The following is a 26,979-nucleotide window of genomic DNA, read 5'->3' on the forward strand; positions in this document are numbered from 1 at the left end:
AGCCTCATGGAGAGCATCATCCTCTTTGCGCCCCTCGCGGGCGCCCTGATCGCGGGCTTTGGCTGGAAGCTGACCGGCATCCGCGGTGCCCAGTGGATCACCACCGGCCTGCTGTTCCTGGCCTGTGCCTTTTCCTGGATCACCTTCTTTACCCACGGTCCGGACACCCAGCACATACAGATCATGCGCTGGATCGAAAGCGGCACGCTGTCGACCGACTGGTCGATCCGGCTGGACCGGCTGACCTCGATCATGCTGATCGTCGTGACCACGGTCTCGGCGCTCGTGCACCTGTATTCCTTCGGCTATATGGCGCATGACGACAACTTCAAGGAAGGCGAGGAGAGCTACAAGCCACGCTTCTTCGCCTACCTGTCGTTCTTCACCTTCGCCATGCTGATGCTGGTGACCTCGGACAATCTGGTGCAGATGTTCTTTGGCTGGGAAGGCGTGGGCGTCGCCTCCTACCTGCTGATCGGCTTCTACTATCGCAAGCCCTCGGCCAATGCCGCCGCGATCAAGGCCTTCGTGGTCAACCGGGTCGGCGACTTCGGCTTTGCGCTGGGGATCTTCGCGCTGTTCTTCCTGACCGACAGCATCAAGTTCGACGACATCTTTGCCGCCGCGCCCGAGCTGGCGGAAACCCAGCTGACCTTCCTCTGGACCAGCTGGAACGCGGCCGAGCTGGTGGCCTTCCTGCTGTTCATCGGCGCGATGGGCAAATCGGCGCAGTTCATCCTGCACACCTGGCTTCCGGACGCGATGGAAGGCCCGACCCCCGTGTCGGCCCTGATCCACGCCGCAACGATGGTCACCGCAGGCGTTTTCCTGGTCTGCCGCATGTCGCCGATCATGGAATTCGCGCCGAACGCCACCGGTTTCATCACCTTCCTGGGCGCCACGACGGCCTTCTTTGCCGCCACCGTGGGCCTGGTACAGAACGACATCAAGCGCGTCATCGCCTATTCGACCTGTTCGCAGCTGGGCTACATGTTCGTGGCGGCGGGCGTGGGCGTCTACTCGGTCGCCATGTTCCACCTCTTCACGCATGCCTTCTTCAAGGCGATGCTCTTCCTGGGGGCCGGTTCCGTGATCCACGGCATGCACCACGAGCAGGACATGCGGAACTACGGCGGCCTGCGCAAGAAACTGCCCTATACCTTCTGGGCGATGATGATCGGCACGCTGGCCATCACCGGCGTCGGCATCCCACTGACCACCATCGGCTTTGCCGGGTTCCTGTCCAAGGACGCCGTGATCGAGAGCGCCTACGCGGGCACCAACGGCGGCTTTGCCTTCTGGGCTCTGGTCATCGCGGCCCTGTTCACCAGCTTCTACAGCTGGCGTCTGATGTTCCTGACCTTCTACGGCAAGCCGCGCGGCGACAAGCACACGCATGAGCATGCCCACGAAAGCCCGACCGTCATGCTGGCCCCGCTGGCCGTGCTGGCGCTTGGCGCGGTCTTCTCGGGGATGATCTGGTACGGGTCGTTCTTCGGCAAGGAAGACTACGTCAACAAGTTCTTCGGCATTCCGGTCGCCGAGGCGGCAGAGCATGGCGAAGCCGCCGATGCGGGCCATGCGGCGGCGGCGGACGCCGGCGACCATGCCGCACCGGCCGCCGACTACGGGGACGATCACGCCGCACCGGCGGGCGATCATGCGGCGGTCGCCGCTCCCGGGGCAGGAGCTATCTACATGGGCGCGGACAACCACGTCCTGCACGACGCGCACTATGTGCCGAAATGGGTCAAGGTCTCGCCCTTCATCGCCATGGTGATCGGCTTTGTCGTGGCCTTCTGGTTCTACATCGTGAACCCGAAGCTGCCGGTCAAATTGGCCGAGAACCAGCGCCCGCTGTACCTGTTCCTGCTGAACAAGTGGTACATCGACGAGATCTACAACTTCCTCTTCGTCCGGCCCGCCTTTGCGCTGGGGCGCATCCTGTGGAAGGGCGGTGACGAGTCGATCATCAAGGGCGGCATCAACGGCCTTGCAATGGGGATCATCCCCTTCTTCACCCGGCTCGCAGGCCGGGCGCAGTCCGGTTACATCTTTACCTATGCCTTCTGGATGGTGATCGGGATTGCGGTCTTCATCACCTGGATGACGCTCAGCGGAGGGGCACACTAATGGGCAACCTGCTTTCCATCGTCACCTTCCTGCCCGCGCTGGCGGCCCTGATCCTGGGTCTGTTCCTGCGTGGCGACGACGCGGCGGCACAACGCAATGCCAAGTGGCTTGCGCTGATTGCGACGACGGCGACCTTCGTCATCTCGCTCTTCATCCTGTTCCAGTTCGACGCAGGCAATACCGAGTTCCAGATGCTGGAAGAGCGGGAATGGCTTCTGGGGCTGAGCTATCGGATGGGGGTGGACGGGATCAGCGTGCTCTTCGTCATGCTGACCACCTTCATGATGCCGCTGGTCATCGCGGCCAGCTGGGACGTCAGCCACCGGGTCAAGGAATACATGATCGCCTTCCTGGTGCTGGAAACTCTGATGCTGGGCGTCTTCATGGCGCTGGACCTGGTCCTGTTCTACCTCTTCTTCGAGGCGGGCCTGATCCCGATGTTCCTGATCATCGGCATCTGGGGCGGCAAGGATCGCATCTACGCCAGCTTCAAGTTCTTCCTCTACACCTTCCTCGGCTCGGTGCTGATGCTGGTGGCGATGGTGGCGATGTATTCCGACGCGGGCACCACCTGTATCGGCGGCTGCGACGTCTCGCTGTTGAAGCACAACTTCGCCTCCGAGAGCTTCAGCATCCTGGGCGTGCAGATCATCGGCGGCATGCAGACCATGCTGTTCATCGCCTTCTTCGCCAGCTTCGCGGTCAAGATGCCGATGTGGCCAGTCCATACCTGGCTGCCCGAGGCGCACGTTCAGGCGCCGACCGCCGGGTCGGTCGTTCTGGCGGCGATCCTGCTGAAAATGGGCGGCTACGGCTTTCTGCGCTTCTCGCTGGCCATGTTCCCGGTCGGTTCGGACGTGATGGCGAACTTCGTCTTCACGCTGAGCGTCATCGCGATCATCTACACCTCGCTGGTGGCGCTGGTGCAGGAAGACATGAAAAAGCTCATCGCCTATTCGTCCGTCGCGCACATGGGCTACGTGACGATGGGGATATTTGCCGCCAACCAGCAGGGCGTGGACGGGGCGATTTTCCAGATGATTTCGCACGGCTTCATCTCGGGCGCGCTCTTCCTTTGTGTCGGCGTGATCTATGACCGGATGCACACGCGCGAGATCGAGGCCTACGGCGGTCTTGTGAACCGGATGCCGGCCTATGCGCTGATCTTCATGCTGTTCACGATGGCCAACGTCGGCCTGCCGGGGACCTCCGGCTTTATCGGGGAATTCCTGACGCTGATGGGCATTTTCCAGGTCAATACCTGGGTGGCTGCGGGCGCGGCCACTGGCGTGATCCTCTCGGCGGCCTATGCGCTGTGGCTTTACCGCCGGGTGGTCATGGGCGACCTGATCAAGGAAAGCCTGAAGACCATCAAGGACATGACCACCCGGGAAAAGGCGATCTTTGCGCCGCTGGTGGTCATGACGATCTGGATGGGTGTCTACCCGGCACCGATCCTCGACCGGACCGGCCCCGCGGTAGAGGCGCTGGTGACGAAATACGACACGGCGCTTGCCGCTGCCGGCCGCACAGAGGCCGACACGCAAGTCGCCGTCGCGGAACACTGAGGGAGAGCGGGACATGATCTCGGCCGATCTGAACATCATCCTGCCGGAAATCCTGCTGTCGGTCTTTGCGATGGCAGCGCTGGTGGGCGCGGTCTACTCGGGCAAGGACAAGCTGGCACCGCTGCTGGTCTGGATCACCTCGGCGCTGTTCCTGGCGCTGGCCTTCTGGATCGGAACCACCGGCGAGGGCACGCAGGTGGCCTTCAACGGCATGTTCGTGAACGACGGCTTCGCGCGCTTTGCCAAGGTGGTGATCCTGGTCTCCGCCGGTGCCGTGCTGCTGATGAGCGAAGGCTACATGCAGCGTCGCGGCCTCTTGCGGTTCGAATACCCGCTGCTCATCACGCTGGCCGTTGTCGGCATGATGATGATGGTCTCTGCCGGTGACCTGATGGCGCTTTACATGGGGCTGGAGCTGCAGTCTCTGTCGCTTTACGTCGTGGCCTCGCTGCGCCGTGACAGCGCCAAGTCGACCGAGGCGGGTCTCAAGTACTTCGTGCTGGGTGCGCTCTCCTCGGGCCTGCTGCTCTATGGTGCCTCGCTGACCTACGGCTTTGCCGGGACCACGCTGTTCTCGGGCATCATCCAGACCGCGACCGATGGCAACATGCCGGTCGGCCTGCTCATCGGCCTGACGATGCTGATCGCGGGCCTGGCCTTCAAGGTCTCTGCCGTGCCCTTCCACATGTGGACGCCGGACGTCTACGAAGGCTCTCCGACGCCGGTCACCGCCTTCTTTGCCACCGCGCCCAAGGTGGCGGCGATGGCCTTGTTTGCGCGCCTGATGCACGATGCCTTTGGCGAGGCGACCAGCGACTGGGGGCAGGTCATCGCGCTCTTGTCGGTCCTGTCGATGTTCCTGGGCGCGATCGCCGCGATCGGACAGCGCGACATCAAGCGCCTGATGGCCTATTCCTCGATTGCCCACATGGGTTATGCGCTGATGGGGCTGGCCGCCGGGACCGAGCTGGGCGTGCAGGCGATGCTGATCTACATGGCGATCTACGTCACCATGAACGTCGGCACCTTTGCCTTCATCCTGTCGATGGAACGTGATGGTCAGCCGGTGACGGATATCCAGAGCCTGGGCATGTATTCGACCAAGGAACCGGGCAAGGCGCTGGCGATGCTGGTGCTGCTGTTCAGCCTTGCCGGTGTGCCGCCGCTGGTGGGCTTCTTCGGCAAGCTCTACGTCCTGCGCGCCGCCTATGACGCCGGGCTGGCCTGGCTGGCGGTGGCGGGTGTTGTCGCCTCGGTGATTGGCGCCTTCTACTACCTGCGGATCGTCTACTACATGTACTTTGGTCAGGACCGCGAGGATGCGCTGGACGGGGGCAAGTCGCCGGTTCTCTGGGGGTTCCTGATGGTGTCGGCGGTGATCATGGTGGTCGGTGTGGTCAATCTCTTCGGCATCGAAGGCGTCGCACAGGCGGCGGCTGCGACGCTGGTGAACTGATGCGGTGGCAGCACGCCCGGCGGGCGTGCTGTTGCGGGGGGCGTCATGCCGAAGGCATGCCCTTAACGTGCCCCCGCCTCCCTTCGGTCGACTCCCCCGAGGTATTTTGCAAACCAAAGAAACAGGGGTGCGCGCCATGAACTGGCCCGAGGGCTATCGACGGCGGGTGATGGCCGAAGTGGACAGCACCAATGCCGAGGCGGCGCGGATTGCCGCCGGGCTAAGCGGACCGGAATGGATTCTTGGCCTGCGCCAGACCGCCGCGCGCGGCAGGCGGGGGCGGCCTTGGGTCAATCCGGCGGGCAATTTCGCGGCGACGCTGGTCATCCGCCCCAAGGATAGCCCCGACAAGCTGGCCCTGCGTTCCTTCGTGGCGGCTCTCGCGCTTTATGACGCCCTGGCCTCGGTTACCGGGACGGAAACCGGGCTGGCGCTGAAATGGCCCAACGACGTGCTGCTGAACGGCGGCAAACTGGCCGGCATCCTGCTGGAGGGGATTGGCGGTCCGGGGGGGCACCTGGCCATCGGGATCGGCGTCAACCTCCTGGCCGCGCCAGGGCGGGATGCGGTGGAACCCGGCGCCGTGCCGCCGGTGTCGCTCTTGGGGGAAACCGGGGTGCGGGTTCTGCCGGAGGCCTTCCTCGCAGCGCTGGCCGCTGCATATGCCACCCATGAGGCCCGGCTGACCAGCTACGGGTTCGAGCCGATCCGGACGCTCTGGCTGGCCCGGGCGGCGCGGCTCGGAGAGGTGATCACCGCGCGCACGGCCCGCGACAGCGTCACCGGCGTCTTCGAGACAGTGGACGGCACCGGGCAACTTGTCCTAAAGACGCCCAAAGGCCGCGTCAGCGTGGCTGCGGCAGAGATATTTTTCGAATAGGCGGGCCTCATGCTCTTGGCCATCGACTGTGGCAACACCAATACCGTTTTCTCGATCTGGGACGGGCAGGATTTTGTCGCCACCTGGCGGACCGCGACCGAACACCAGCGGACGGCGGACCAGTATTACGTCTGGCTGTCGACCCTGATGGAATTCCAGGGGATCGAGGCGGATATCACCGATGTCATCGTGTCGACCACCGTTCCGCGCGTCGTGTTCAACCTGCGGGTGCTGGCAGACCGCTATTTCAACACGCGGCCCATTGTCGTCGGCAAACCCGATTGTGCCTTGCCGGTGGCGGTGCGCGTCGATGAGGGGACGCAGGTCGGCCCCGACCGGCTGGTCAACACCGTGGCGGGCTACGACCTATTCGGGGGCGACCTGATCGTGGTGGATTTCGGTACGGCCACGACCTTTGACGTGGTCGACGTGGACGGGGCTTATGTCGGCGGCGTGATCGCGCCTGGCGTGAACCTCAGCCTTGAGGCGCTGCACCTTGCCGCCGCCGCCCTGCCGCATGTGGACATCACCAAGCCGCAGCGCGTGGTGGGCACCAACACGGTGGCCTGCATGCAATCCGGCGTTTTCTGGGGCTATGTCGGGCTGGTGCGCGAGATCTGTTCGCGGATCAAGGCAGAGCGGGAACGCCCGATGAAGGTGATCGCTACGGGCGGCCTGGCGCCGCTGTTCCAGCAGGCCGATCCGCTGTTCGACGCATTCGAGGAATTCCTGACCATGCATGGCCTGGTCCGCATCTACAATCACAACAAGAAAAACGAGGCCAACGCATGAGCGACTCCAGACTGATCTACCTGCCACTGGGCGGTGCCGGCGAAATCGGCATGAACTGCTATGTCTATGGCTACGGCAAACCCGGTGAAGAGCGGCTGATCGTCGTGGACATGGGTGTGACCTTTCCGGACATGGACACGACGCCCGGCGTCGACCTGATCCTGCCGGACATCACCTGGCTGAAAGAGAACAGGAACCGGATCGAGGCGCTGTTCATTACCCATGCGCATGAGGATCACGTGGGCGCCGTAGGCCATACCTTCGACGCGTTGGGGGTTCCGATCTATGCCCGCGCCTTCACCGCCAATATCGCACGCGGAAAACTGGCGGAATACGGTGTCGAGGGAAAGGCGGTGCGGACCGCCTCGGCCTGGCCGGAAACCGTCAAGGTGGGGCCGTTCACGGTGGGGTTCCTGCCGATCTCGCACTCGATCCCCGAAAGCAGCGCGCTGGTGATCGACACGCCCGCGGGCCGGGTGATCCATACCGGCGATTTCAAGCTGGACGTGACACCGCTGGTGGGCGAGGCATGGGATCCCGCGCTCTGGGAAGAGGTGTCAAAGGACGGGGTCAAGGCGCTGGTCTGTGACTCGACCAACGTGTTTTCACAACACGCGGGCCGGTCAGAGGCGACGGTGGGCCCGGCGGTCGAAAAGCTGGTGAGCGAGGCGCGCAACATGGTCGTGGCGACGACCTTTGCCTCTAACGTGGCGCGGGTCAAAACGCTGGCCGAGGCGGGCGACCGCGCTGGCCGCTCGATCTGCCTTCTGGGCCGGGCGATGCGGCGGATGATCGAGGCGGCGGTGGAAACCGGCGTCCTGACCGGTTTTCCCAAGGTGATCGGACCCGAGGATGCGGCGCAACTCCCGCGTGAGAATGTCATGCTGCTGGTCACCGGCAGCCAGGGGGAGCGGCGCGCCGCCAGCGCGCAACTGGCGCGGGGCAAGTACAACGGGATCGAGCTGAAAGAGGGCGACCTCTTCCTGTTTTCATCGAAAACGATTCCGGGCAACGAACGCGACGTGATCCGCATCATGAACCAGCTTTCGGAAAAGGGCGTGGACGTGGTGGATGACGCGATGGGCGATTATCACGTCTCCGGCCACGCCAACCGCCCCGACCTGGAAACCGTGCAGAATCTGGTCAAGCCGCAGATGGTTGTTCCCATGCACGGCGAACACCGCCACCTGCGCGAACACGTCAAGCTGGCGGGCCAGAACGGCCGCGCGGGCGTGCTGGCGGTCAACGGCATGATGATCGAGCTGAGCGGAAACGAGCCGCGCGTCGTGGAATACATCGAGACCGGGCGCACCTACCTGGACGGCAGCGTTCAGATCGGCGCCCTGGACGGCATCGTGCGCGATCGTATCCGCATGGCTCTGAATGGCCACGTGGTCGTGACCGTGATTCTGGACGAGGACGACGAACCCCTGGGCGAACCCTGGTGCGACCTGATGGGCCTGCCCGAACAGGGTCGCAGCCACGCGCCGCTGGTCGATATCCTCGAGGAGGACCTGGCCCAGTTCATGGGCCGCGCCGGTGGCAAGACGCTGACCGACGACGACAAGCTGGAAGAAGGCCTGCGCCGCGTCGCGCGTCAGACTGCGATGAACGAGATCGGCAAGAAACCCGAGGTCACGGTGGTGGTCAGCCGGCTCAGCTGAGCCGGACAGGCGGGTTGCACGCAAGGGGCGGCTTGGGCAGGTTGCTGACGTAACCTGTTCAGGAGCGCTTTATGCCATTTCGACCCGCCTTGATTGCATTCTCCTTATTTGCCGCCGCCAGTGCTACCGCGGAACCCGCACCGGGCACGGTTCTGGTCTATGACACGATGACCGCCGTGATGGGCGACACGCCGGATCGGGACGAGATGCGGCTGACGCTGTTGCGCGCGCCCGAAGGGCTGAACGCCTTGTCCGAATGTCGCGGGCCGACGTTCTGCATGGTCTCCCTGCGTCGGGGCCTGTTTCAATATGTCCGTGCCGCCTATCCCGAAGCGGGCAGTTTCGATCCCTCCCTGACCTATGGGACCGATACGTTTGACGACATGGAGATGCTGCAAAAGATCACCGTTTCCGAGCAGACAGGCGGTTCGATCTTTCCGCTGGTCGACGGCAAGCGTGTCACCTGGACCGAAACCTGGGCCTCGGACGATTTCAACGCGGTCTATCACATGTCAGTGGAGCAGAGCTGTTGCGTGCCCGCAGACAACCCGCTGGCACACTCAGACGAGGTCTGGACGCTGAAATACACGTTCGAGGAGGTGCAGTCGGACCGGGTGGCCGGTGGCGATTTCACCTTCGTCTACGATCCGGCGCTTGGATGGTGGACCGGATCCAAAAGCGTGAACCGCAGCGCGCCAAGCAAGGACGATCCACTGCGCACGATTCTGATTGAACACCGTCTGAAAGCGATCGAAGCGCCCGAGTGAGGCGCAGTCCGGGCCCCGGCCTATGCCGTGGCCCGGTTTTCAGGGATCAGCTGGCGCGGCGCTCTTCAAAGCTCAGCGCGATGAATTCGGGCATGTGGTCGCCCATGCCGACCACGGTCTTGTCGCGGCCACCCCCGCTACGGCGGTCCGACGACCGCCCGCTGTCCTTGGACCGCGACGGGCGGCTGTCGCCCTTGTCGCTGTCAGAACGGCGGCTGCGGCTGCTCTTGCGGGTGTCATCCTTGGGGGTGTCTTCCCTGGCTTCGACAGGGGCCGGGGCAGGTGCTTCGGCCACGGGGTTGTCGAGACGCGGGATCTCTTTCTGCAGCAGCTTTTCGACGGCCTCGAAATATTTCTCGTCGCGCGGTGTGCAGATGGTAAAGGCCTTGCCCGAGCGTCCGGCGCGGCCGGTGCGGCCGATGCGGTGAACATAGTCCTCGGCATGGCTGGGCACGTCGAAGTTGAACACATGGCTGACAGCGGGAATGTCCAAGCCGCGCGCGGCCACGTCAGAGGCGATCAACAGGCGCACGTCGCCGTTGCGGAATCCATCGAGCGTTTTCGTGCGTTGAGACTGGTCCAGGTCACCGTGGATCGGCGAGGCGTTGTAGCCGTATTTCTTGAGAGATTTCGCCACCACGTCCACGTCGACCTTGCGGTTGCAGAAGATGATGGCGTTTGTGCAGGCTTCGCCCTCGGTGTCGATCAGCGCGCGCAGAACCTTGCGTTTCTCGCTGCCTTCGCGGTCCTTGCGGGAGGGTTTGAAAACGACGGCGCCCTGTTCGATGGTCTCCGACGCGGTGGCCTGGCGGGCTACCTCGATCCGCGCGGGGGCAGAGAGGAAGGTATTGGTGATGCGCTCGATCTCGGGCGCCATCGTGGCCGAGAAGAACAGCGTCTGGCGGGTAAAGGGCGTCAGCGAGAAGATGCGCTCGATGTCGGGGATGAACCCCATGTCGAGCATCCGGTCGGCCTCGTCCACCACCATGATCTCGATGCCGGTCAGCAACAGCTTGCCGCGTTCGAAATGGTCCAGCAGGCGGCCCGGGGTTGCGATCAGCACGTCGACACCCTTGTCGATCAGCTGGTCCTGTTCCTTGAAGGAAACGCCACCGATCAGCAGGGCCTTGGTCAGCTTGACGTATTTGGAATAGGTGTCGAAGTTCTCCGCCACTTGCGCGGCCAGTTCCCGCGTCGGGCAAAGCACCAGCGAACGGGGCATCCGGGCGCGGGCGCGGCCTCGGGCCAGCTTGCAGATCATCGGCAGGGTGAAACTTGCGGTCTTGCCGGTGCCGGTCTGGGCGATGCCGAGGACATCCTTGCCGTCGAGCGCGTGTGGAATCGCGCCTTCCTGGATCGGCGTGGGTGTCTCGTAGCCGGCCTCTTCGACGGCTTTCAGGACTTTCGGGCTGAGGTTCAGATCAGAGAATTTGGTCATTTATGTCCGATTGGTTTGCGGACACTTTGCCTGGCCCGCGCGTCTGATGGGGAGCGGACCCGTGTGGCCCGGTGGCAGTGCATTCATCCCCTTGGTGGCGCATCCCATAGTGAAAACACATAGAAACGTCAATCAAAGCTTGCACCGACGTGGCGGAGGGTGGCGCATTCCGGTCCCAATTCGGGGTCAATCGGGGCCGTCACCCCGGATTGACCCTCGGAAAATGCCGCATGCGCAGTTGGTCAAGCTCCATCGCCCGGCGTCGCAGCAGCCCTTCGGCCTGCAACCGGTCGCACAGCCTGCGGTCCGCCACGCAGACCTCGTCGAAGAAGGCCCGCAACGCCGTTTCGCCGCCCGCGTCCTCGATGCTTTGGAACAGGTCGTGCAGGTTGACCGCGCCAGCCTGACGGACCTGCGGTTTCAATTCTGCGCGGTAGGACCCGCGCGACAGGCGGAACCGGTAGGAGGCCAGGAAATGCTCCCAGCTGTCGGCGTGGAAATGGCCCAGTTCGATCCCGGGCAGGGTGACCTGCCCAGGGTTCTGTTCCCCGTTCAGGATCACGTTGTGAATCCTGACCTGCAGCCCCTTGGTGCCGGCCCGAAAGAAGAGCTTGCCCGCGACATGGCTGAGGAACCCGCCCGACAGCTGCGGTCCCCAGGTTGGAAAACAGTCCCGCGCAGCCCGTTGGCGGGCGGCCTGGTCCAGGTGGAAGGCCTTGAAGGCGGTCTCTCCGGGGATCGTGCCGCTGCCCGGTGCCAGCGCCTCGACGGGACGCATGCGGGCGCAGAGCGCATCTGCGGGCAGGGCGGACAGTTGTTCATCCACCGGCGTGGCGGGCAACAGGAACTCGTCCACGTCGATATGGGCCAGCCAGTCGACCTCTGGCTTGCGGTTGTTGGCGTGGCGCGCGTTGGCGGCCTGTCGCGCCTGGTGTTTCTCTGGCCGGCCGTTGCGTTTCGACCACCAGGCGTCATCGGTCTGGACCACGCGGATCTTGGGATGCGCCTTGAGTGCTGCAAAGGTCCGTGGCGCCTCCTCGTCGAGGTAGAGATACAGCCGATGCGCCCCTTGTTCGAGATGCCAGGCGGCGAAATCCAGGATCGCCCGCAGAGGCGCCTTGACCGTCGTGACGGTGCCCCATCGGGTCATGGCAGGGTCCCGAAGACGCGCCGGACACTACCGTCGAAGTCGAAGTCATGCGCCAGCAGCATCCCGTGCCGCGACAGGCGGTCGCGCAGCTCCGGCGTATCGGCACAGATCTCGTCAAAGAACGCGCGCAGGCCTGCCTCTCCCTCTTGCGCCTGCAGGTAGGACAGCAGTTCGCCCTGACCCATTTCCGGGCGCGCGTCATTGGCCCGGTAGGACCCTTTCTCGCGGCGAAAATCGAGGTGGCTGCGGAAATGGGCCCAGTCCGGGGCGTGGAAATGCGCCAGGTAGATCCCGTCCGGTTTGATCCGGTTGGTGGCGTCCTCACCCTTGTACTTGAGCGTATGGATGCCCAGCCGCGTGTCGGGAATGCCGGGGCGGGCAAAGATCTTGCCGCCGGTATGGCTGAGGAAACCCCCAAACAGGTGCAGGCCGAAGGTGGGATAGATTTCCTGCAACAGGGATTTCTTGATGCCCGCCTGCTTGTGCGTCAGCTTGAAATGCCGGGGCGGTCCGTTCTCTCGGGCCAGTGCCTCGGCAGGCGGAATGCGGGCGATGGCCCGGTCCGGAGGGACATGGGCCAGGATTTCGGACAGCGGGCGGTTGGTGACCAGGAACTCGTCATGGTCGATGTGCCCCAGCCAGTCCAGCGCCCCGGCGCTGTCGCGCAGGGTGCGGGTGGCATTGAAGGCCTGCCGCAACTGGTGCTGGGCCATGCGGTCCCGGCCAGAGGCCTGCCAATAGGCGGCGTCGCATTGCGTGACATGGATGCGGGGATGGCGCCCCAGGAAGGCGGCGGCATCCGCATTGGGGGCATCGAAGTAGAGGTGCAGCGCATGCGCGCCCATGTCGATGTGATGGGCGGCAAAGCGCGCGATCTGCGGCAGCGGCGCCTTGACAGTGCTGACCAGGCCCCAGCGCAGCGTCTCTGCGGTCTTGCGGGGACGCGCGGGCACTGGCGCGTCGTTGTTCCGGGGCGCGGCCTGCCGGTTCCGCCGTTCCTTGCGGGCGGCCATGACCGCGAGCCGGCGAAAGACGCCTGCGGGATCGTGGATCAGCAGGTCCAGCAGGTGATGGGCGAGGGGGCGGATCACCGCGTCGCCCTCGGCCTCTTGCCAGAGGCGGGCGATCAGGTTCACGTCCAGCCCGCCGCCCACCAGCGCATAGCTGTCCATCTGCAGGGGCAGCTTGGCCTTGATGCGATCCGTGACCGGAAAGGGCTTTTCGGGCGGTTTGCCGCTGTAAAGCCGTTCGCTCTCGTAGAGCTTCATCATCCCGAACAGCGCCGTCAGCGCCAGTCCGGTGCTGCGCTGGACCGGCGTCGCCCCGTGATCGCCGAAGGTGGTCACGGCAGAGACCAGCCAGCGCGCGTCGAGCTGCCCCAGCAGGTGATCGCCCTGTTCCGCCCACATGCGTTGGAACAGGCGCGGGGCCTGGTCGGGACAGGCGCGTTTGCGCAGATGCGAGATGGTCAGCCCGTGCAACACGGTCAGTTCGCTTTGCCCCTGCAGTTCCTCGCGCAGCTGAAAGATCTTGCGTTGCAGGTTATTGGCAAAGGGCGGGGCAAAGGGGCCCTGCGCCGGATCTGCCACGGGGGAGGCGGCCAGCGCGGCCAGGTCGACGTCTGCAGCCGGCAAGCCGCCATCGCCGGGCAGCGGCGCGCGGCGGGCTTCGTACTGGTCCAGAACGGCCTTTATGCCGCCCTTGTAGGTGGGTGTCCTGCTCATGCCGCTACAGTGGCTTTGGCCGCGTGCCTCGGCAAGAGGCGGGCCGGTGAAATGGCGCCGATTGCATCTTTGTTCCGGCAGTCGAAGCGTGTAGAGGAGCCCGCATGGCACAGACATCCTTCGAGTTGACCGCCCGCGACGGGCGCGCGCGGCGCGGCGTGATCCGCACCCCGCGCGGTGAGATCCGCACCCCCGCCTTCATGCCCGTGGGCACGGCGGCCACCGTCAAGGGCATGATGCCCGAAAGCGTGGCAGCCACCGGCGCGGACATCCTGCTGGGCAATACCTATCACCTGATGCTGCGCCCAGGGGCCGAACGGGTGGCGCGGCTTGGCGGATTGCACAAGTTCATGAACTGGGAAAAGCCGATCCTGACGGATTCCGGCGGGTTCCAGGTCATGAGCCTGGCGGAGCTGCGCAAGCTGACCGAGGAAGGCGTGAGTTTCCGCAGCCATATCGACGGCTCAAAGCACATGCTGACGCCCGAACGCTCGATGGAGATCCAGAAATTGCTGGGTTCGGACATCGTCATGGCCTTTGACGAGTGCCCGGCCCTGCCGGCGGATCGTGACCGGATCACCCAGTCCATGCGCCTGTCGATGCGATGGGCGGCGCGCTCGCGCGAGGCCTTTGGCGACAGGCCGGGGCACATGCTCTTCGGCATCCAGCAAGGTGGTCTGGAAGAGGACCTGCGAGGCGAAAGCGCGGAGGCGCTGAAGGCCATCGGCTTCGACGGCTACGCCGTGGGTGGCCTGGCCGTGGGCGAGGGGCAGGAGGCCATGTTCGGCTGTCTCGATTTTGCGCCGGACATGCTGCCCGAGGACAAGCCGCGTTACCTGATGGGCGTGGGCAAGCCCGATGACATCGTCGGCGCCGTCAAGCGCGGCATCGACATGATGGACTGCGTGCTGCCGTCCCGCTCTGGCCGGACGGGGCAGGCCTGGACGCGGCGCGGACAGGTCAACATCAAGAACGCGCGGCATGCGGATGATCCGCGACCGCTGGACGAGAATTGCACATGCCCGGCCTGCCGGGGCTATTCGCGCGCCTACCTGCATCATGTCTTCCGCGCGGGTGAGATGATCTCGGGGATGCTGCTGACCTGGCACAACCTGCATTATTATCAGGAGCTGATGCAGAGCATGCGCGACGCCATCGAGGCGGGCGACTTTGCGGGGTTCGAGGCGGATTTCCATGCAAAGCGCGCCGAAGGCGACATCGCGCCGCTTTGAGGGGCGGGTGTCGGGACAATGCCGGCAAAGGATGGTGCCGTTCAGCGCGGCGGTAACATAGCGGGGAGGTCGGCGCGCAGGCGGGCAAGCCCGCCGGGACGCCATCCCAAGGCGGGCAGGCGATCGCAGATCAACGGATTGACCCTGCGGTCGCTGACTGGCGGCACCGGGTGCGGGCAGTTGGTGAGCTGCTGAACCTCGCCGAGCAGGTCGTGGCGGTCAAGCAGCATGTCCGAGAGGTGGAAGGCGCCGATGCCCGTCGTGTGGAGCAAGAGCCGCGTGGCCCCGGCGAGATCGGCTCCGTGCAATTCCGTGCCGCGGCGCGGGGGGATCGGGCGGCCTGCAAGGTAGTCCGCGAACAGGCTTTCCCACTTGTGATGCGGGCCGGGGCCATAGATGCCGGTGGCGCGCAAGCTCTGCCCGATGAGCGGCAGGGCGGCGAGATGCGCCTCGGCCTCGGCCTTGACCTGTCCATAAAGGGAGGCGGCCTGCGGCGCGGTGTCTTCGGTCAGTGGCGTATCGTCCGGATATCCGTCGAAGACCGCCCGGGACGACAGGAACTGGATACGCGTGACGCCCGCCTCGGCGGCGGCATCGAAGAGGCGCCTTGTGCCGTCGAGATTGGACTGCAGGAAGCCGCGCGGGTCGTCGCCTTCGCCGCCGCGATAACGGCCCGGGACATGAGAGAAGGCCGCGTGGATCAGGGTGTCGATCCCGCTAAGGTCGGGCGCCGGGCCGCAGAGATCCCAGGGGCCGAACGCATGGCCGGGCAGGGCGTGTCGCCCCAGCACCGTGATCGGGCCGGGCAGACCACGCAGCAGGAACCGGCCCACAAGGCCCGAGGCGCCGGTCAGCGCGATCATGTCGGGCTTGGAAGGGCGGCGAGGTCGGGTGTTTCTCCCGCCGCATAGGCGTGCCAGAGGTCGATCAGCGGGCGCAGACGGTCGGCCTTGGCGTGGTCCTGCCAAGGTTTTTCATACTGGAAGTGCAGGACCTTGATCGCGTCCCAGTTCCAGAGCGCGGGCATGTTGAACCAGACATATTGCAGCGTGTTGAAGGTGACCGGCAGCCCGTGCCAGTCGGGAAAGAAATCCTGCAGAAAGGTCTGGTCGGTGCGGCGCCAGAAGGCGCCGGGAGTATCGAGCCGGGTCATCATCGCCTCGAAGGTCGCTTGGGAGGGGCGCGCGGTGAAGACACCGGAATTCATCCGGTGAAAGTCACCGAGGCTTTCGTAGACGTTCGGCGCGGCGCAGAATTCCGGATAGTCAAAGAGGCTGTCGATGTTGCGCAGGACCAGCGTGTCGGCATCCAGAAAGACCACCCGGTCATGGCTCAGCTGCCACAGGCGCAGTTTGCAGAAATTGTCGAGCGGGGTGTGAAAGGCAGGTTTCTCGCCCTTGGTGAAGGGAGCGGCTCCATGCAGGGCCTCGCGCGCATGGGCTGAGTTGAAGGCATCCGACGTGGGCAGCAAGTCGGTTTGCACCAGCCGCGCGCCAAGGGCGGTGAGCGGCGCCAGCGCCTCGGGCGGCACGCCGCCGGTGTGCATGACGACGCGCTCCGCCGTTGTCCCGGTGGCAATAAGAGAGTTCAGCAAGGCCTTGGCGCCCAACGCGAAATCCGCGTTGGTCACCAGTGTCACATAGGCACGTTTCACGACACCGACCGCAGTGCCTTGCCTTCGGGGTCATGGTCGACCTTGGCCGCGATGTCCTTGGTCCAGGCCGAAACCGCGGCAACGCGCGACCGGTCGATGCGGTGCGCGTATTTCTTCGCCACGTCCACGACCTCGGACAAAAGACCTTCGGCCAGCGTCGTCGGGTTCAGGCCCAGGGCCAGGAACTGGTCGTTCTTGACGATCAGGTCGTTCTCGGGGGCTTCCTTGCGCGGGTTGGGCAGGTACTTGACCTCGGCCCCGGTCAGCCCCGCCACCTTCTCGGCCAGGTCGCGGACGCGGTGGGTTTCCGTCATCTGGTTGAAGATCTTGACGCGGTCGCCCCGATCAGGTGCGTCCTTCAGAGCCAGCTCGATGCAACGCACCGAATCCTGGATGTGGATAAAGGCGCGGGTCTGACCGCCGGTGCCGTGCACCGTCAGCGGATAGCCGATGGCGGCCTGGATCAGGAAACGGTTGAGCACCGTGCCATAGTCGCCGTCATAGTCGAAACGGTTGATCAGCTGTTCATGGCGACGGGTCTGGTCGGTATGGGTGCCCCAGACGATGCCCTGGTGCAGGTCGGTGATGCGCAAACCGTCGTTCTGGGCGTAGAACTGGAACAGGATCTGATCCAGGCTTTTGGTCATGTGATAGACCGAGCCGGGCCGCGTCGGGTAGAGGATTTCCTGCTCTTTCGGACCTGCGGGCGTGTCGATGGTCACGTCCAGGTAACCTTCGGGGATCGGCGCACCGACCGAGGAGTAGCCGTAGACGCCCATCGTGCCGAGGTGCACCAGATGCGCGTCAATGCCCGATTCCACCATCGCGGCCAGCAGGTTATGCGTCGCGTTGGTGTTGTTGTTGACGGTATAGACCTTGTGGCGGTCGGTTTTCATCGAATAGGGCGCGGCGCGCTGTTCGGCGAAATGGATCACCGCCTCGGGGCGGATTTCGACCAGCCACTGTTTCAGGCGTTCATATTCCTTGGCGAGGTCGAGCAGGTGGAAATGAATGGTTTCTCCGGTGACTTCTTTCCAGATGCGGCAGCGTTCCTGGATCGAATCCATCGGGGTCAGCGATTGAACGCCCAGTTCCGTGTCGATCCAGCGCCGGGACAGGTTGTCGAGGATATGCACCTCGTGTCCCTGGGCCGAAAGATGCAGGCAGGTGGGCCAACCGACGAAACCGTCGCCGCCAAGGATCGCGATACGCATCTGGTGTCTCCTTATGGAAGTCTTCGCGCGCTCGAAGCCGCATTAACGGTTGCCCCTAGGGTGCACAACCGGGGAAGTAAAATGAAGCTTTCTTGACAATTGCTGTCCTGAAAACACCCCTTTCTCTTTGAAAACGTTTTGTTTTCAATGGTGGAAGGTGGAATTGATACAGGGGTGATATCGGCGGATCGCCGCCGCCCGGCAGAGCGGGCGGCGGCGCGGGGGCTATTGGCGGAACCGGATCGCGATCTGCTTGGGATAGTGGCGGGTCGTCGTATCCGCCGGGTCCGCATTGGCTGTTTCGGGCAGGTGGCGCAGCTTGGCGCGGGCCAGCCGGGGGCCAATCTGTGCACTGCAGTCGATGTCCAACGGCGCCTGCGCACCGGCATGGACCGGGATTGACAGCATCATCGGGGTCGTGATCGTGACCGTCCGCCCTCCGCGCGCGATCTCGCACCGCGCGGTGTTCAGTTCCGCCAAAGAGGACGAGGCGCCGACCAGAAAGGCACTGACCGTCACGGTTTCACGTTGAAGAACGGGTTTGCCGGGCTCGGGTGGCAACGCCACTGGCGTTGCCGGCGGATCGTAGTCCGCGGCGCAGGCCGATAGGGCAAACACAACGGCAATGATCGACAGGCGCGAGGAGATCAATCCTCGACCCCCAGCACCAGGTGGATATTGACGGGATAGTTGAACTCATCCTTCAGCGGGTCCCGGGCGGCCTTGGCGATGCCCTTGGCGGCGGCGGTCAGCGCAACGCCCAGGATCCCGCCCGAGGTTGTCGAGGACTGGTTCATCCGCAACAGCGTCATGTTGATCGGCTTGACGGTCTTATCAGTCCGGTCCTTGTCGGTTCGGCAGGTGACGGCAATCGGATCCGCCGCGCCCTGGTAGGCGGGCATCTTGACGATCGCGGGGGTGACGAAAGCGGCCTTGAATCCGGTCCCGGTCAGGCTGCAGCGGACACCGACAAGCTCCTGGTTGTCCTTGCGGCCTTTTTCGGTGCTGCGGAAGCTGCGAAAGGTGGTTTCGGAATAGCCCCGAACCGCGGCCTGGGCGCGGCTCTCGGTAAAGCTGACGGATTGCGGCGGGGTCTTCACTTCGGCGTATTCGACACAGGCCGCCAGCAAAAGCGGCAGCGCCAGGGGAAGGAAACGGATGTTCATGGTCATTCGGCTCTTTGAAATTGCAGTGGGGCGCTCATAGGGGTGACGCCAATTGGCGTCGAGGCTTGGCGGCGCAGTTTTCGTCCGCATGACGGCCTGTGTGGTCTTCCGGGCACGGGCAAAGTTTCCTGCATTGGGAATGGCCCGCGTTTTTCGGGGAATTCACCGCAGATGGCAGCCGTGGCGCAGGATCGGGACACGATGGGCGCTTGCACACCGGGGGGCGTAGGGTCATGCTGCCCATCCAGGGTCAGGGGCGTGTGCTTGAATTCCGGTGCAGCGACCCCATCTTTGACCCTCATGACCGGAGGCGACCTCAAGCTGCCGCGAAGCGGGGCAGGGACGTCTTGCCAAGAACAGGACACGAGCATGAAACAACCTCTCAATCCTTCCTACCCGGTGCTGCCGCTGCGCGACATTGTCGTGTTCCCGCACATGATCGTGCCGCTCTTCGTGGGGCGCGAGAAGTCGGTGCGCGCACTGGAAGAGGTGATGAACGACGACAAGCAGATCCTGCTTGCCAGCCAGATCGACCCGTCCGATGACGATCCGGATACCAGCGGAATCTACAAGGCCGGCGTGCTGGCCAACGTGCTGCAACTGCTGAAACTGCCCGATGGCACCGTCAAGGTGCTGGTCGAAGGCCAGAGCCGCGTGCGCATCGACGAGTACATTGAAAACGAGAACTTCTTCGAGGCCAAGGCCGAGCACCTGACCGAGATGCCGGGTGACACCGCCTCGATCGAGGCGCTGGTGCACACGGTCGCCGAAGAGTTCGAGCGTTACGCCAAGATCAAGAAGAACATCCCCGAAGAGGCCCTGTCCGCCGTGGGCGAGGCCAATGATGCCGCGCAGCTGGCCGATCTGGTTGCCGGGCACCTGGGGGTCGAGGTCGAGCAGAAGCAGGAACTGCTCGAGACGCTTTCAATCAGCGAGCGGCTGGAAAAGGTATATGGCCTGATGCAGGGCGAATTGTCGGTCCTGCAGGTCGAGAAAAAGATCAAGACCCGCGTCAAGTCGCAGATGGAGAAGACCCAGCGCGAGTACTATCTGAATGAGCAGATGAAGGCCATTCAGAAGGAACTTGGCGATGGCGAGGACGGCGAAGGCGAAATCGCCGAGCTGGAAGAGAAGATCGCCGGCACCAAGCTGTCGAAGGAAGCCAAGGAAAAAGCCGACGCCGAGCTGAAGAAGCTCAAGAACATGTCGCCCATGTCCGCCGAGGCGACCGTGGTGCGCAACTACCTCGACTGGATGCTCAGCATTCCGTGGGGCACCAAAAGCCGCGTTAAGAAGGACCTGAACAAGGCCCAGGAGATCCTCGATCACGACCACTACAGCCTCGAGAAGGTCAAGGAACGGATCGTCGAGTATCTCGCCGTGCAGGCGCGCTCGAAAAAGCTCAAGGGCCCGATCCTCTGCCTCGTCGGCCCTCCGGGTGTCGGCAAGACCTCGCTGGGGAAATCGGTTGCCAAGGCCACGGGACGCGAATTCATCCGCATCTCGCTGGGCGGCGTGCGTGACGAATCCGAGATCCGTGGCCACCGTCGGACCTACATCGGCTCCATGCCGGGCAAGATCATCCAGGCGCTGAAAAAGGCCAAGACCACGAACCCGCTCATCCTGCTCGACGAGATCGACAAGATGGGGCAGGACTTCCGTGGCGACCCGGCCAGCGCGATGCTGGAGGTGCTGGATCCCGAACAGAACGGGACGTTCGTGGACCACTACCTTGAGGTGGAATACGACCTGTCGAACGTCATGTTCGTGACCACGGCCAACAGCTACAACATGCCTGGGCCGCTCCTCGACCGGATGGAGATCATCCCGCTCTCGGGTTACACCGAGGACGAGAAGATCGAGATCGCCCGGCGGCACCTGCTGGACAAGCAGGTCAAGAACCACGGGCTGAAGGCCAAGGAGTTCTCTATCACCGACGGCGCGCTGACCGACATGGTGCGGTACTACACCCGCGAGGCCGGTGTGCGGAACCTCGAGCGCGAGATCGCCAAATGCGCGCGGAAGGCCGTGACCAAGATCGTCAAGAAAGAGGCCGAGGTGGTCGAAGTGACCTCTGACAACCTCGACGATTTCCTGGGCGTGCGGAAATTCCGCTATGGCCTGGCCGAGGATGAAAACCAGATCGGTGTCGTCACCGGGCTGGCCTATACCTCGGTTGGTGGGGATCTCTTGCACATCGAGGCGCTGAAGCTGCCGGGCAAGGGCCGGATGAAGACCACCGGCAAACTGGGCGACGTGATGAAGGAGTCGATCGACGCGGCCTCTTCCTACGTGCGTTCCATCGCGCCGGAGATCGGGGTGAAGCCGCCGAAGTTCGACAAGATGGACATTCACGTCCACGTGCCCGATGGCGCCACACCCAAGGACGGGCCCTCGGCCGGTCTGGCGATGGTGACCTCCATCGTGTCGGTCCTTACCGGCATCCCGATCCGCAAGGACATCGCCATGACGGGGGAAGTCAGTTTGCGCGGCAACGCCATGCCCATCGGCGGTCTTAAGGAAAAGCTGCTGGCAGCCCTGCGCGGCGGGATCAAGACCGTTCTCATCCCCGAGGAGAACGAGAAGGATCTGGCCGAACTGCCGGACAACGTGAAGGACGGGCTGGAAATCATCCCGGTCAAGCACGTCTCCGAGGTGCTGGACATTGCACTGGTCGGCAAGCCCGAGCCGGTGGAATGGGACGAGGAGGCCGAGGAAGCGGCCGCCGCGGCATCGGCCAAGAAGGCCGAGGATTCGGTGGCAGGCGCAACCGCGCACTGATCATCGGTCGCGAGGTCTGAAAACGGGAACGCGCGGTGGGTCACCACCGCGCGTTTTGTCTTGTGATCAGGGCTATGCCCGACAGTCAGTGATAGTAGTGGTAGTGGTGACCGCCACTGCCAGAACTGACCGCCGCCGCGACGACAATCAACAGCATCAGCGGAATCAGCAATGCCGCGCCGGACGAGGCTGTTGTCAGCTCGGCGCTCTGCGAAGAGACGATCATGTCGTTGCGCAGTTGCTCCGGGCTCATCTTGGGTGCGGGTTTGCCATCAGCAAAGGCCGCATTGGCCACCGACAGGCACAAGGCGGTGGTGAGTACGAGTTTCTTCATCTTATCCCCCGTGATTGGTGCAGTAGACAGTCAACCGTTTACGCAACCAATGCGCCCGAAGACGCTGTGGATAGTTTGCGCCTCCTTGACGCTGGGGCAAGAGGGGAAAGCGTGCCAGCCGCCTGGTCGCGACCAAGATGCAACATCCCACCTGTCGCCAAATGGAAAAGGACCCCGCAGCCTGGCTGCGAGGCCCTTGTCCCCGGTTGGTCCCGTGATGGGTTCGGTTTCGTCCCCGCGTCCCCGGGCCAGGACCCCGCGATATGCTCAGGGGGTCCGATCGACCGGACATGGCGCCCGGGCCGAAAGTGCCTTACTGGCTGGCGGCCACGCCGAAGACGACGATGGTCATCAGTGCAAGCAGCATGCCGGCGCTGCTGCTGGTCTGTTGCGTCTCTTCGACGACAACCGGCGGCGCGACATAGGGGGTTTCATAGCTTCCGGCGATCGACGTGGTGGTCGTTGCAGCGATCAGAAGACTTGCGGCAGCAATCGTCTTTTTCATGTGAGTCTCCAAACCCAAGTGGCAGATAGAAAAACCCTGCCTTGGAGATTCGTTGCAAGTCAAGCAACCCACAGGCACCCTGTTGTTTTCGCGCATCGACTGTGCTGATGCTGCCGCTCTGGGCACGCGGTCCGGGGTGGCTGCAAGTGGGGCATTTTTTGCGGGCCAAGCCTCTTGCGCAGGGCTGCGCTTGCCGGTAATAGGTCCGCCACCGGGTGATTAGCTCAGTGGTAGAGCGCTTCGTTCACATCGAAGATGTCGGGAGTTCAAATCTCTCATCACCCACCAGGTTTTCCGGAAAGCGCGCCCCGAAAGGCGCGCTTTCTTCGTTTCAGACCCTGTCCGTTCACCGGTATCGTTGCCGGTCGGACAGGGCGTGCAGGCTGTCGGAAAGGCGCATCGCGGAGAGTTCCTCCTGTACTTGTTGGCACAATGCGCCGCAGCGTGGGGCAGGGGCCATGAGGCGGGCCAGAAAAGCTCTCATGACCGGCCCCCTTGCTCGACGTCCTCGGGCCGCAGACCGACATCCCGCAAAAGATGGGGATCAGCGCGCAACCGCGCTTGCCTGCGGCGGTTTGTGCCACGGTGGAACAGACGGGCCAACCGGTCGCGCCAGCGGGCGGGGCGCCGGCGCGAGCGGCGTCTTTCGTCGATGTCTCTGAGGGCTTGGGCGGACATTCAGGTTCTCCTTGCAGATTCGGTTTGTTTCCCTAAGCTGCTTCCTCAAGTGTACTTGAGGTCAAGAAGAATGTCCGGAACACGTGGCCCGCGTCGCATGCGCAGCAATGATCTGACGGTCGGGGAAATGGCGCGCCGCGCGGGGGTGGCGGTGTCGACCCTGCACTACTACGAGGCCGAGGGGCTGATCCAAAGCTGGCGGACAGAGGCCAACCACCGCCGCTATGACCGGCGAGAGCTGCGCCGGGTGGCGGTGATCCGGATTGCCCAGACCCTTGGCATTCCGCTTGCCCAGGTGCGCGAGGTGCTGGCCCAGGTGCCCTCGGGCGGGGCGGTACGCAAGGCCGACTGGCAGGGCGTGTCCGAGATCTGGCGCGAAGAGATCGACCGCCGGATGGAGCTGCTGGCGCGGTTGCGGGGGCAACTGGATCACTGCATGGGATGCGGCTGTCTGTCGTTGGAAAATTGCCCGCTCTACAACCCGCAGGATCGCCTGGGGGACAACGGTTCAGGCCCACGCCGCTGGCTGGGAGAAGAGGAAGAACGCGAAGCGCCACCGGACCCACTTGCGCCCTGAGCATTCCTTCGCTAAATCGCCTTCTGCCGGGTGATTAGCTCAGTTGGTAGAGCGCTTCGTTTACACCGAAGATGTCGGGAGTTCGAGTCTCTCATCACCCACCATTTCCCTCAGGATGCACGGCTTTGGCCCCGGATCGGGCTGGGGTGTTTTCCAACGGCTTACAATGTCGCGGTCCCGGTTGGATTGGACGCCGCCTGGGTGCCCCCTGTGGCGGCTGTGCATAACATCCTCGCGAGCTGTTCCGCGAGGGTTGCTTTCACACACTCAAAATTGTCATTTGTAACTTTGACTGTCCGCGCCCGCCCGGCGCTGCCGGATGATTGTCCAGCCAGGCGGGGTACGGAGACAATTGTTCATTTCCTTTGAAGGCGGCAGTCCGCTTTCCCGGGACAACGCGAGAGGATAATCGTGCGACCCAAGAGCTTTATCAGCGCCACCGCGGTGGCGGCCATTTCCGCCGCCACCCTGCACACCGCGCCCGCACTGGCAGAGGCCGGTGGTGTGCTGGATCCGCAGACGCGCGCGCTTCAGATGCAGCAGTACAACGAGGACCGCACCAAGAGCATTCTCGAACTGCAACCCTTCCGCACCACCCAGACCGCCCAGGGGGCCGACGGTACCAGCTATGAGCTGGTCTCGCTGAACCCGGGCATCAACTCCTGGTATGTTCTGACCGTCAGCTCCGAGGGATTCTGGTCCAGCACGCGGCAGTTCCACCTGGAACTGGCCGATCCGGAACATTCGGTCATGGCGCTGGCGGGCGGGGCCGAGCCCGAACTGGTCATCACCGGCGAGGCGACCGAATACCGCTGCGCCCCTTGGTCGGGCCGCAGCCCCGAGCTGGACGAGGCGCAGTATCGCGGGCTGCCTTTCGCGCCGATCTGCGAGGAACGCGTGTTCCTGCGCAACCAGGTGCGAGGCAACTCCACCAACCGCGAGGCAGTGGCGGAATTCCTGCGCGACAACGTCGTCTTCGGCGAAAGCATCGTGAACATGATCAAGGGCTCCTTCTACGAGGATGCCTTCATGAACTCCGGCCCCGTGGTCGAGGGCGCGGATGCGGGCGAGACGGTCAAGGCACTAGGCAAGGCCAAGCTGGACAATGCGCCGGTCTTCCGCGCCAGCTTCAACTTCGATCTCGAAGGCGCCGAGGGCGGCCGCGTCGAGGCGGGCAGCTGGTACGCCATCAAGGACGTGCCCGGTGTCTATGCCAGCGCGATGAAGCCCGGCATGATCTCGGGTGAGATCCTCAGCCGACCGGGAGAGACGCATGGGCTGGACGGTGTAGAGCGCGGCGCCGACGTCTACATGATGGCCTTCGATCTGGAACAGTTCGAACTGGGCTACGAGCTGGGCACCGAACACCCCCGCCTGGGCTGGTCGCCCCGGCCTTCGGGGGCAGGGCGCAACTATCGCACACCCGGTCCCGACGGCATCGACGACTCCACGCCGCTGGTGCGCTCGGGCATGCTGTCCCCGGCCAAGACCGACCGCGTGGTGGGCACCTTCGCCGCCGGGTTCAAGCGCAGCCACGGCGCCTGGCGCCTCACGGAAAAGGCCTATACCAACTACGGCCACCACTATGGGTTCATCAGTGAAGGCGTGGTCTTCTCCAAGCTGCAGCCGGACCTTGTGACCATTCTCGTCATGGATGACGGCACCATCGACATGCGCAAATGGACGCGCGAGGATGAAAAACTCCTGCCGCGGATCCGCTTTGCCCGCCAGAACGGCGTGCCCCTGATCGAACCGGACCCCGCCACCGGCGAGGGGGTGCCCGGCAGCCAGGTGCGCAGCTGGATGGGCGGCAACTGGTCCGGCGACGCGGACGCCAAGCTGCGCACCCTGCGCGGCGGCGCCTGCATGAAGACCGCCGCCGGGCGCAAGTTCCTGATCTATGCCTATTTCTCGACCGCGACGCCGTCCGCGATGGCGCGGACCTTCCAGGCCTATGGCTGCGACTACGCGATGCTTCTGGATATGAATTCGCAGGAACACACCTATGCGGCCGTCTACACCCAGGAGGACGGCACCGTGGTGCCGCATCACCTGGTCAGCGGAATGGCCTCGATCGACGACCGCCGCCGCGACGGCACGCCGATCCCGCGGTTCGTGGGCTTCGCGGACAACCGTGACTTCATCTACCTGTTGAGGAAGTGAGCGACATGACGACAAGGCGCAAGGTGATCGGAGCGGCCCTGGGGGTCGTGCTGGCGGGGCTGATCGGCGCATCCGAAGGCGCCGCCCAGACCCTGCAACAGAACAACGAGGCGATGTTTCGCCAGATGCAGGCGGCGCGGGGCGTCACCAATGCCGAGATCCAGCGCATCCGCCAGATCTTTGCCGGCTCGCGCTGGATCGGGCAGGGCAACCCTGCGGTGACGCGTCATCCGCTGACTCCGGAACAGGCGCAGGCGCGCTTGCCCGCCCCGGCGCTGGAGTTCTACCGCAACAAGCGGTTCGAGAAGATCTGCGGCGAGAAGTACATGGCGCCGCTCTACGATCCGGCAACAGAGCAGCCAGAGGACGCCAAGGTCTGCGCCGACATGTTCGAATGGCCGAACGTACCTTTGGCCTATCCGGTGACCTGGGTGCGTGCCCGCGAAGCGGCGGAACTGTGCTGGGCCGAGGGCAAACGCATCGGCGACGCGCATGAATGGGAAGGCGCCTCGCACGGGGCGCTGAACCCGCCGGACTATTTCTTTGGCATGAGCGTGCAGGCCGCCCGCGCGGCCCATAACCGCAAGTACCAGTCCAGCGCCCGCTACAGCATCGGCCCGACCTGGAAAAGCGGCGTCTGCGCGACTGGCAGCTTCAAGTCCGGCGGTTGCAATGGCGGCAGCTTTACCGGCTGCGGGTCCAACACCTATCCGGCGGGCAGCTTCCCGAACTGCAAGAGCCCACTTGGCGTCTACGACATCGACGGCAACGCGGCCGAGCACATGAACCTGCCGCTGGCAGCCGACCAGATGGCCAGCCGCGGCAGCCGCAAGCTGGGCGTGACCGAGATGAAGGGCAGCTGGTTCATCTGGGACACGGTACGTGCCCATACCCATTGGAGCCGTTGGCGCGCGCCTTACTGGCATGGCTCACGCGTGCTGGCGCAGGGCAGCCACCATAACTACCACCTCGGCTTCCGCTGCTTCAAGGACGTGAACTGACGCTTCCGTACACCGAAACAGGAAACGCCGTCCGGCCCATCGCCCGGCGGCGTTTCTTCATGTCCGGTGCGGCCCGATACGCCCCTATCGAGTTTCTTCTTG

The 26,979-nt window shown here is 64.1% G+C and carries 22 protein-coding genes and 2 tRNA genes; 14 read left to right on the top strand and 10 right to left on the bottom strand.

Annotated features, from left to right (window positions below; translation table 11 throughout):
* Window positions 1-6: 6 nt before the first annotated feature.
* From nuoL to BLQ71_RS04755, 7 genes are all read left to right on the top strand, one after another.
* Window positions 7-2,133, top strand: coding sequence for an NADH-quinone oxidoreductase subunit L (gene nuoL, locus BLQ71_RS04725; RefSeq protein WP_074620886.1), 2,127 nt, complete (start codon window positions 7-9; stop codon window positions 2,131-2,133).
* Window positions 2,133-3,701, top strand: a complete 1,569-nt coding sequence (locus BLQ71_RS04730; protein ID WP_043143637.1) for an NADH-quinone oxidoreductase subunit M — start codon at window positions 2,133-2,135, stop codon at window positions 3,699-3,701. The genes nuoL and BLQ71_RS04730 overlap by 1 nt, the downstream gene beginning before the upstream one ends.
* Window positions 3,702-3,714: 13 nt before the next feature.
* The gene (nuoN, locus tag BLQ71_RS04735) at window positions 3,715-5,157 is read left to right on the top strand and encodes an NADH-quinone oxidoreductase subunit NuoN (RefSeq protein WP_074620887.1); all 1,443 of its coding nucleotides are present in this window, start codon (window positions 3,715-3,717) and stop codon (window positions 5,155-5,157) included.
* Window positions 5,158-5,293: 136 nt separating this feature from the next.
* On the top strand, window positions 5,294-6,037 hold the full coding sequence (locus BLQ71_RS04740; RefSeq protein ID WP_074620888.1) for a biotin--[acetyl-CoA-carboxylase] ligase: 744 nt from the start codon (window positions 5,294-5,296) through the stop codon (window positions 6,035-6,037).
* 9 nt (window positions 6,038-6,046) lie between these two features.
* Complete coding sequence (locus tag BLQ71_RS04745; RefSeq protein ID WP_069211599.1) at window positions 6,047-6,829, top strand: type III pantothenate kinase; 783 nt, start codon at window positions 6,047-6,049, stop codon at window positions 6,827-6,829.
* Window positions 6,826-8,493, top strand: coding sequence for a ribonuclease J (locus BLQ71_RS04750; RefSeq protein ID WP_074620889.1), 1,668 nt, complete (start codon window positions 6,826-6,828; stop codon window positions 8,491-8,493). Before BLQ71_RS04745 ends, BLQ71_RS04750 begins: the two co-directional genes overlap by 4 nt.
* Window positions 8,494-8,564: 71 nt before the next feature.
* Window positions 8,565-9,260 (top strand): hypothetical protein, encoded by a 696-nt coding sequence (locus BLQ71_RS04755; protein ID WP_074620890.1) that lies wholly within the window; start codon window positions 8,565-8,567, stop codon window positions 9,258-9,260.
* 46 nt (window positions 9,261-9,306) lie between these two features.
* Here BLQ71_RS04755 and BLQ71_RS04760 read toward each other — a convergent pair whose 3' ends face one another.
* The 3 genes from BLQ71_RS04760 to BLQ71_RS04770 all read right to left on the bottom strand — a co-directional run bounded on the left by BLQ71_RS04760 (window position 9,307) and on the right by BLQ71_RS04770 (window position 13,572).
* Entirely contained in the window at window positions 9,307-10,698 is a 1,392-nt protein-coding gene (locus tag BLQ71_RS04760) for a DEAD/DEAH box helicase (protein ID WP_074620891.1), read from the bottom strand.
* Window positions 10,699-10,897: 199 nt separating this feature from the next.
* Window positions 10,898-11,848: a glycosyltransferase family 2 protein gene (locus BLQ71_RS04765; RefSeq protein ID WP_074620892.1), complete on the bottom strand. Its 951-nt coding sequence runs from the start codon at window positions 11,846-11,848 to the stop codon at window positions 10,898-10,900.
* Window positions 11,845-13,572: a glycosyltransferase family 2 protein gene (locus BLQ71_RS04770; RefSeq protein WP_074620893.1), complete on the bottom strand. Its 1,728-nt coding sequence runs from the start codon at window positions 13,570-13,572 to the stop codon at window positions 11,845-11,847. The genes BLQ71_RS04765 and BLQ71_RS04770 overlap by 4 nt, the downstream gene beginning before the upstream one ends.
* A gap of 104 nt (window positions 13,573-13,676) precedes the next feature.
* Here BLQ71_RS04770 and tgt point away from each other — a divergent pair, with 104 nt between their 5' ends.
* Window positions 13,677-14,804, top strand: a complete 1,128-nt coding sequence (gene tgt / locus BLQ71_RS04775; protein WP_074620894.1) for a tRNA guanosine(34) transglycosylase Tgt — start codon at window positions 13,677-13,679, stop codon at window positions 14,802-14,804.
* Window positions 14,805-14,845: 41 nt separating this feature from the next.
* Here the strand turns inward: tgt and BLQ71_RS04780 are convergent, their stop codons facing one another.
* From BLQ71_RS04780 to BLQ71_RS04800, 5 genes are all read right to left on the bottom strand, one after another.
* Complete coding sequence (locus tag BLQ71_RS04780) at window positions 14,846-15,667, bottom strand: NAD-dependent epimerase/dehydratase family protein (RefSeq protein ID WP_074620895.1); 822 nt, start codon at window positions 15,665-15,667, stop codon at window positions 14,846-14,848.
* A complete protein-coding gene (locus tag BLQ71_RS04785) occupies window positions 15,664-16,458 on the bottom strand; it encodes a glycosyltransferase (RefSeq protein WP_074620896.1) in 795 nt (264 codons plus the stop codon). The genes BLQ71_RS04780 and BLQ71_RS04785 overlap by 4 nt, the downstream gene beginning before the upstream one ends.
* Window positions 16,455-17,672 carry an NAD-dependent epimerase/dehydratase family protein gene (locus BLQ71_RS04790; RefSeq protein WP_074620897.1) on the bottom strand — a complete coding sequence of 406 codons (1,218 nt, stop codon included), beginning with the start codon at window positions 17,670-17,672 and terminating at the stop codon, window positions 16,455-16,457. Before BLQ71_RS04790 ends, BLQ71_RS04785 begins: the two co-directional genes overlap by 4 nt.
* Window positions 17,673-17,897: 225 nt before the next feature.
* The gene (locus BLQ71_RS04795; RefSeq protein ID WP_074620898.1) at window positions 17,898-18,323 is read right to left on the bottom strand and encodes a hypothetical protein; all 426 of its coding nucleotides are present in this window, start codon (window positions 18,321-18,323) and stop codon (window positions 17,898-17,900) included.
* Complete coding sequence (locus BLQ71_RS04800) at window positions 18,320-18,844, bottom strand: hypothetical protein (RefSeq protein ID WP_069211609.1); 525 nt, start codon at window positions 18,842-18,844, stop codon at window positions 18,320-18,322. Before BLQ71_RS04800 ends, BLQ71_RS04795 begins: the two co-directional genes overlap by 4 nt.
* A gap of 363 nt (window positions 18,845-19,207) precedes the next feature.
* Here BLQ71_RS04800 and lon point away from each other — a divergent pair, with 363 nt between their 5' ends.
* Window positions 19,208-21,619, top strand: a complete 2,412-nt coding sequence (lon, locus tag BLQ71_RS04805) for an endopeptidase La (RefSeq protein ID WP_069211610.1) — start codon at window positions 19,208-19,210, stop codon at window positions 21,617-21,619.
* Between the two features lie 85 nt (window positions 21,620-21,704).
* Here the strand turns inward: lon and BLQ71_RS04810 are convergent, their stop codons facing one another.
* Both BLQ71_RS04810 and BLQ71_RS04815 read right to left on the bottom strand, forming a co-directional pair.
* Entirely contained in the window at window positions 21,705-21,953 is a 249-nt protein-coding gene (locus BLQ71_RS04810; RefSeq protein WP_043143669.1) for a hypothetical protein, read from the bottom strand.
* A 313-nt stretch (window positions 21,954-22,266) separates the two neighbouring features.
* Window positions 22,267-22,458, bottom strand: a complete 192-nt coding sequence (locus BLQ71_RS04815; protein WP_043143672.1) for a hypothetical protein — start codon at window positions 22,456-22,458, stop codon at window positions 22,267-22,269.
* A gap of 213 nt (window positions 22,459-22,671) precedes the next feature.
* Between BLQ71_RS04815 and BLQ71_RS04820 the strand changes: the two genes are divergently transcribed.
* The 5 genes from BLQ71_RS04820 to BLQ71_RS04840 all read left to right on the top strand — a co-directional run bounded on the left by BLQ71_RS04820 (window position 22,672) and on the right by BLQ71_RS04840 (window position 26,877).
* Window positions 22,672-22,746: transfer RNA gene (locus BLQ71_RS04820), tRNA-Val, on the top strand.
* A 460-nt stretch (window positions 22,747-23,206) separates the two neighbouring features.
* Entirely contained in the window at window positions 23,207-23,713 is a 507-nt protein-coding gene (soxR, locus tag BLQ71_RS04825) for a redox-sensitive transcriptional activator SoxR (RefSeq protein ID WP_254780696.1), read from the top strand.
* 28 nt (window positions 23,714-23,741) lie between these two features.
* Window positions 23,742-23,817, top strand: a tRNA-Val gene (locus BLQ71_RS04830).
* 307 nt (window positions 23,818-24,124) lie between these two features.
* Window positions 24,125-25,876, top strand: coding sequence for a hypothetical protein (locus BLQ71_RS04835; RefSeq protein WP_088702294.1), 1,752 nt, complete (start codon window positions 24,125-24,127; stop codon window positions 25,874-25,876).
* Between the two features lie 5 nt (window positions 25,877-25,881).
* Window positions 25,882-26,877, top strand: coding sequence for an SUMF1/EgtB/PvdO family nonheme iron enzyme (locus BLQ71_RS04840; protein ID WP_074620899.1), 996 nt, complete (start codon window positions 25,882-25,884; stop codon window positions 26,875-26,877).
* Window positions 26,878-26,979: the final 102 nt, after the last annotated feature.

Origin of the sequence: Antarctobacter albus (assembly GCF_900101505.1) — a bacterium.
Classification (GTDB): domain Bacteria; phylum Pseudomonadota; class Alphaproteobacteria; order Rhodobacterales; family Rhodobacteraceae; genus Antarctobacter; species Antarctobacter albus.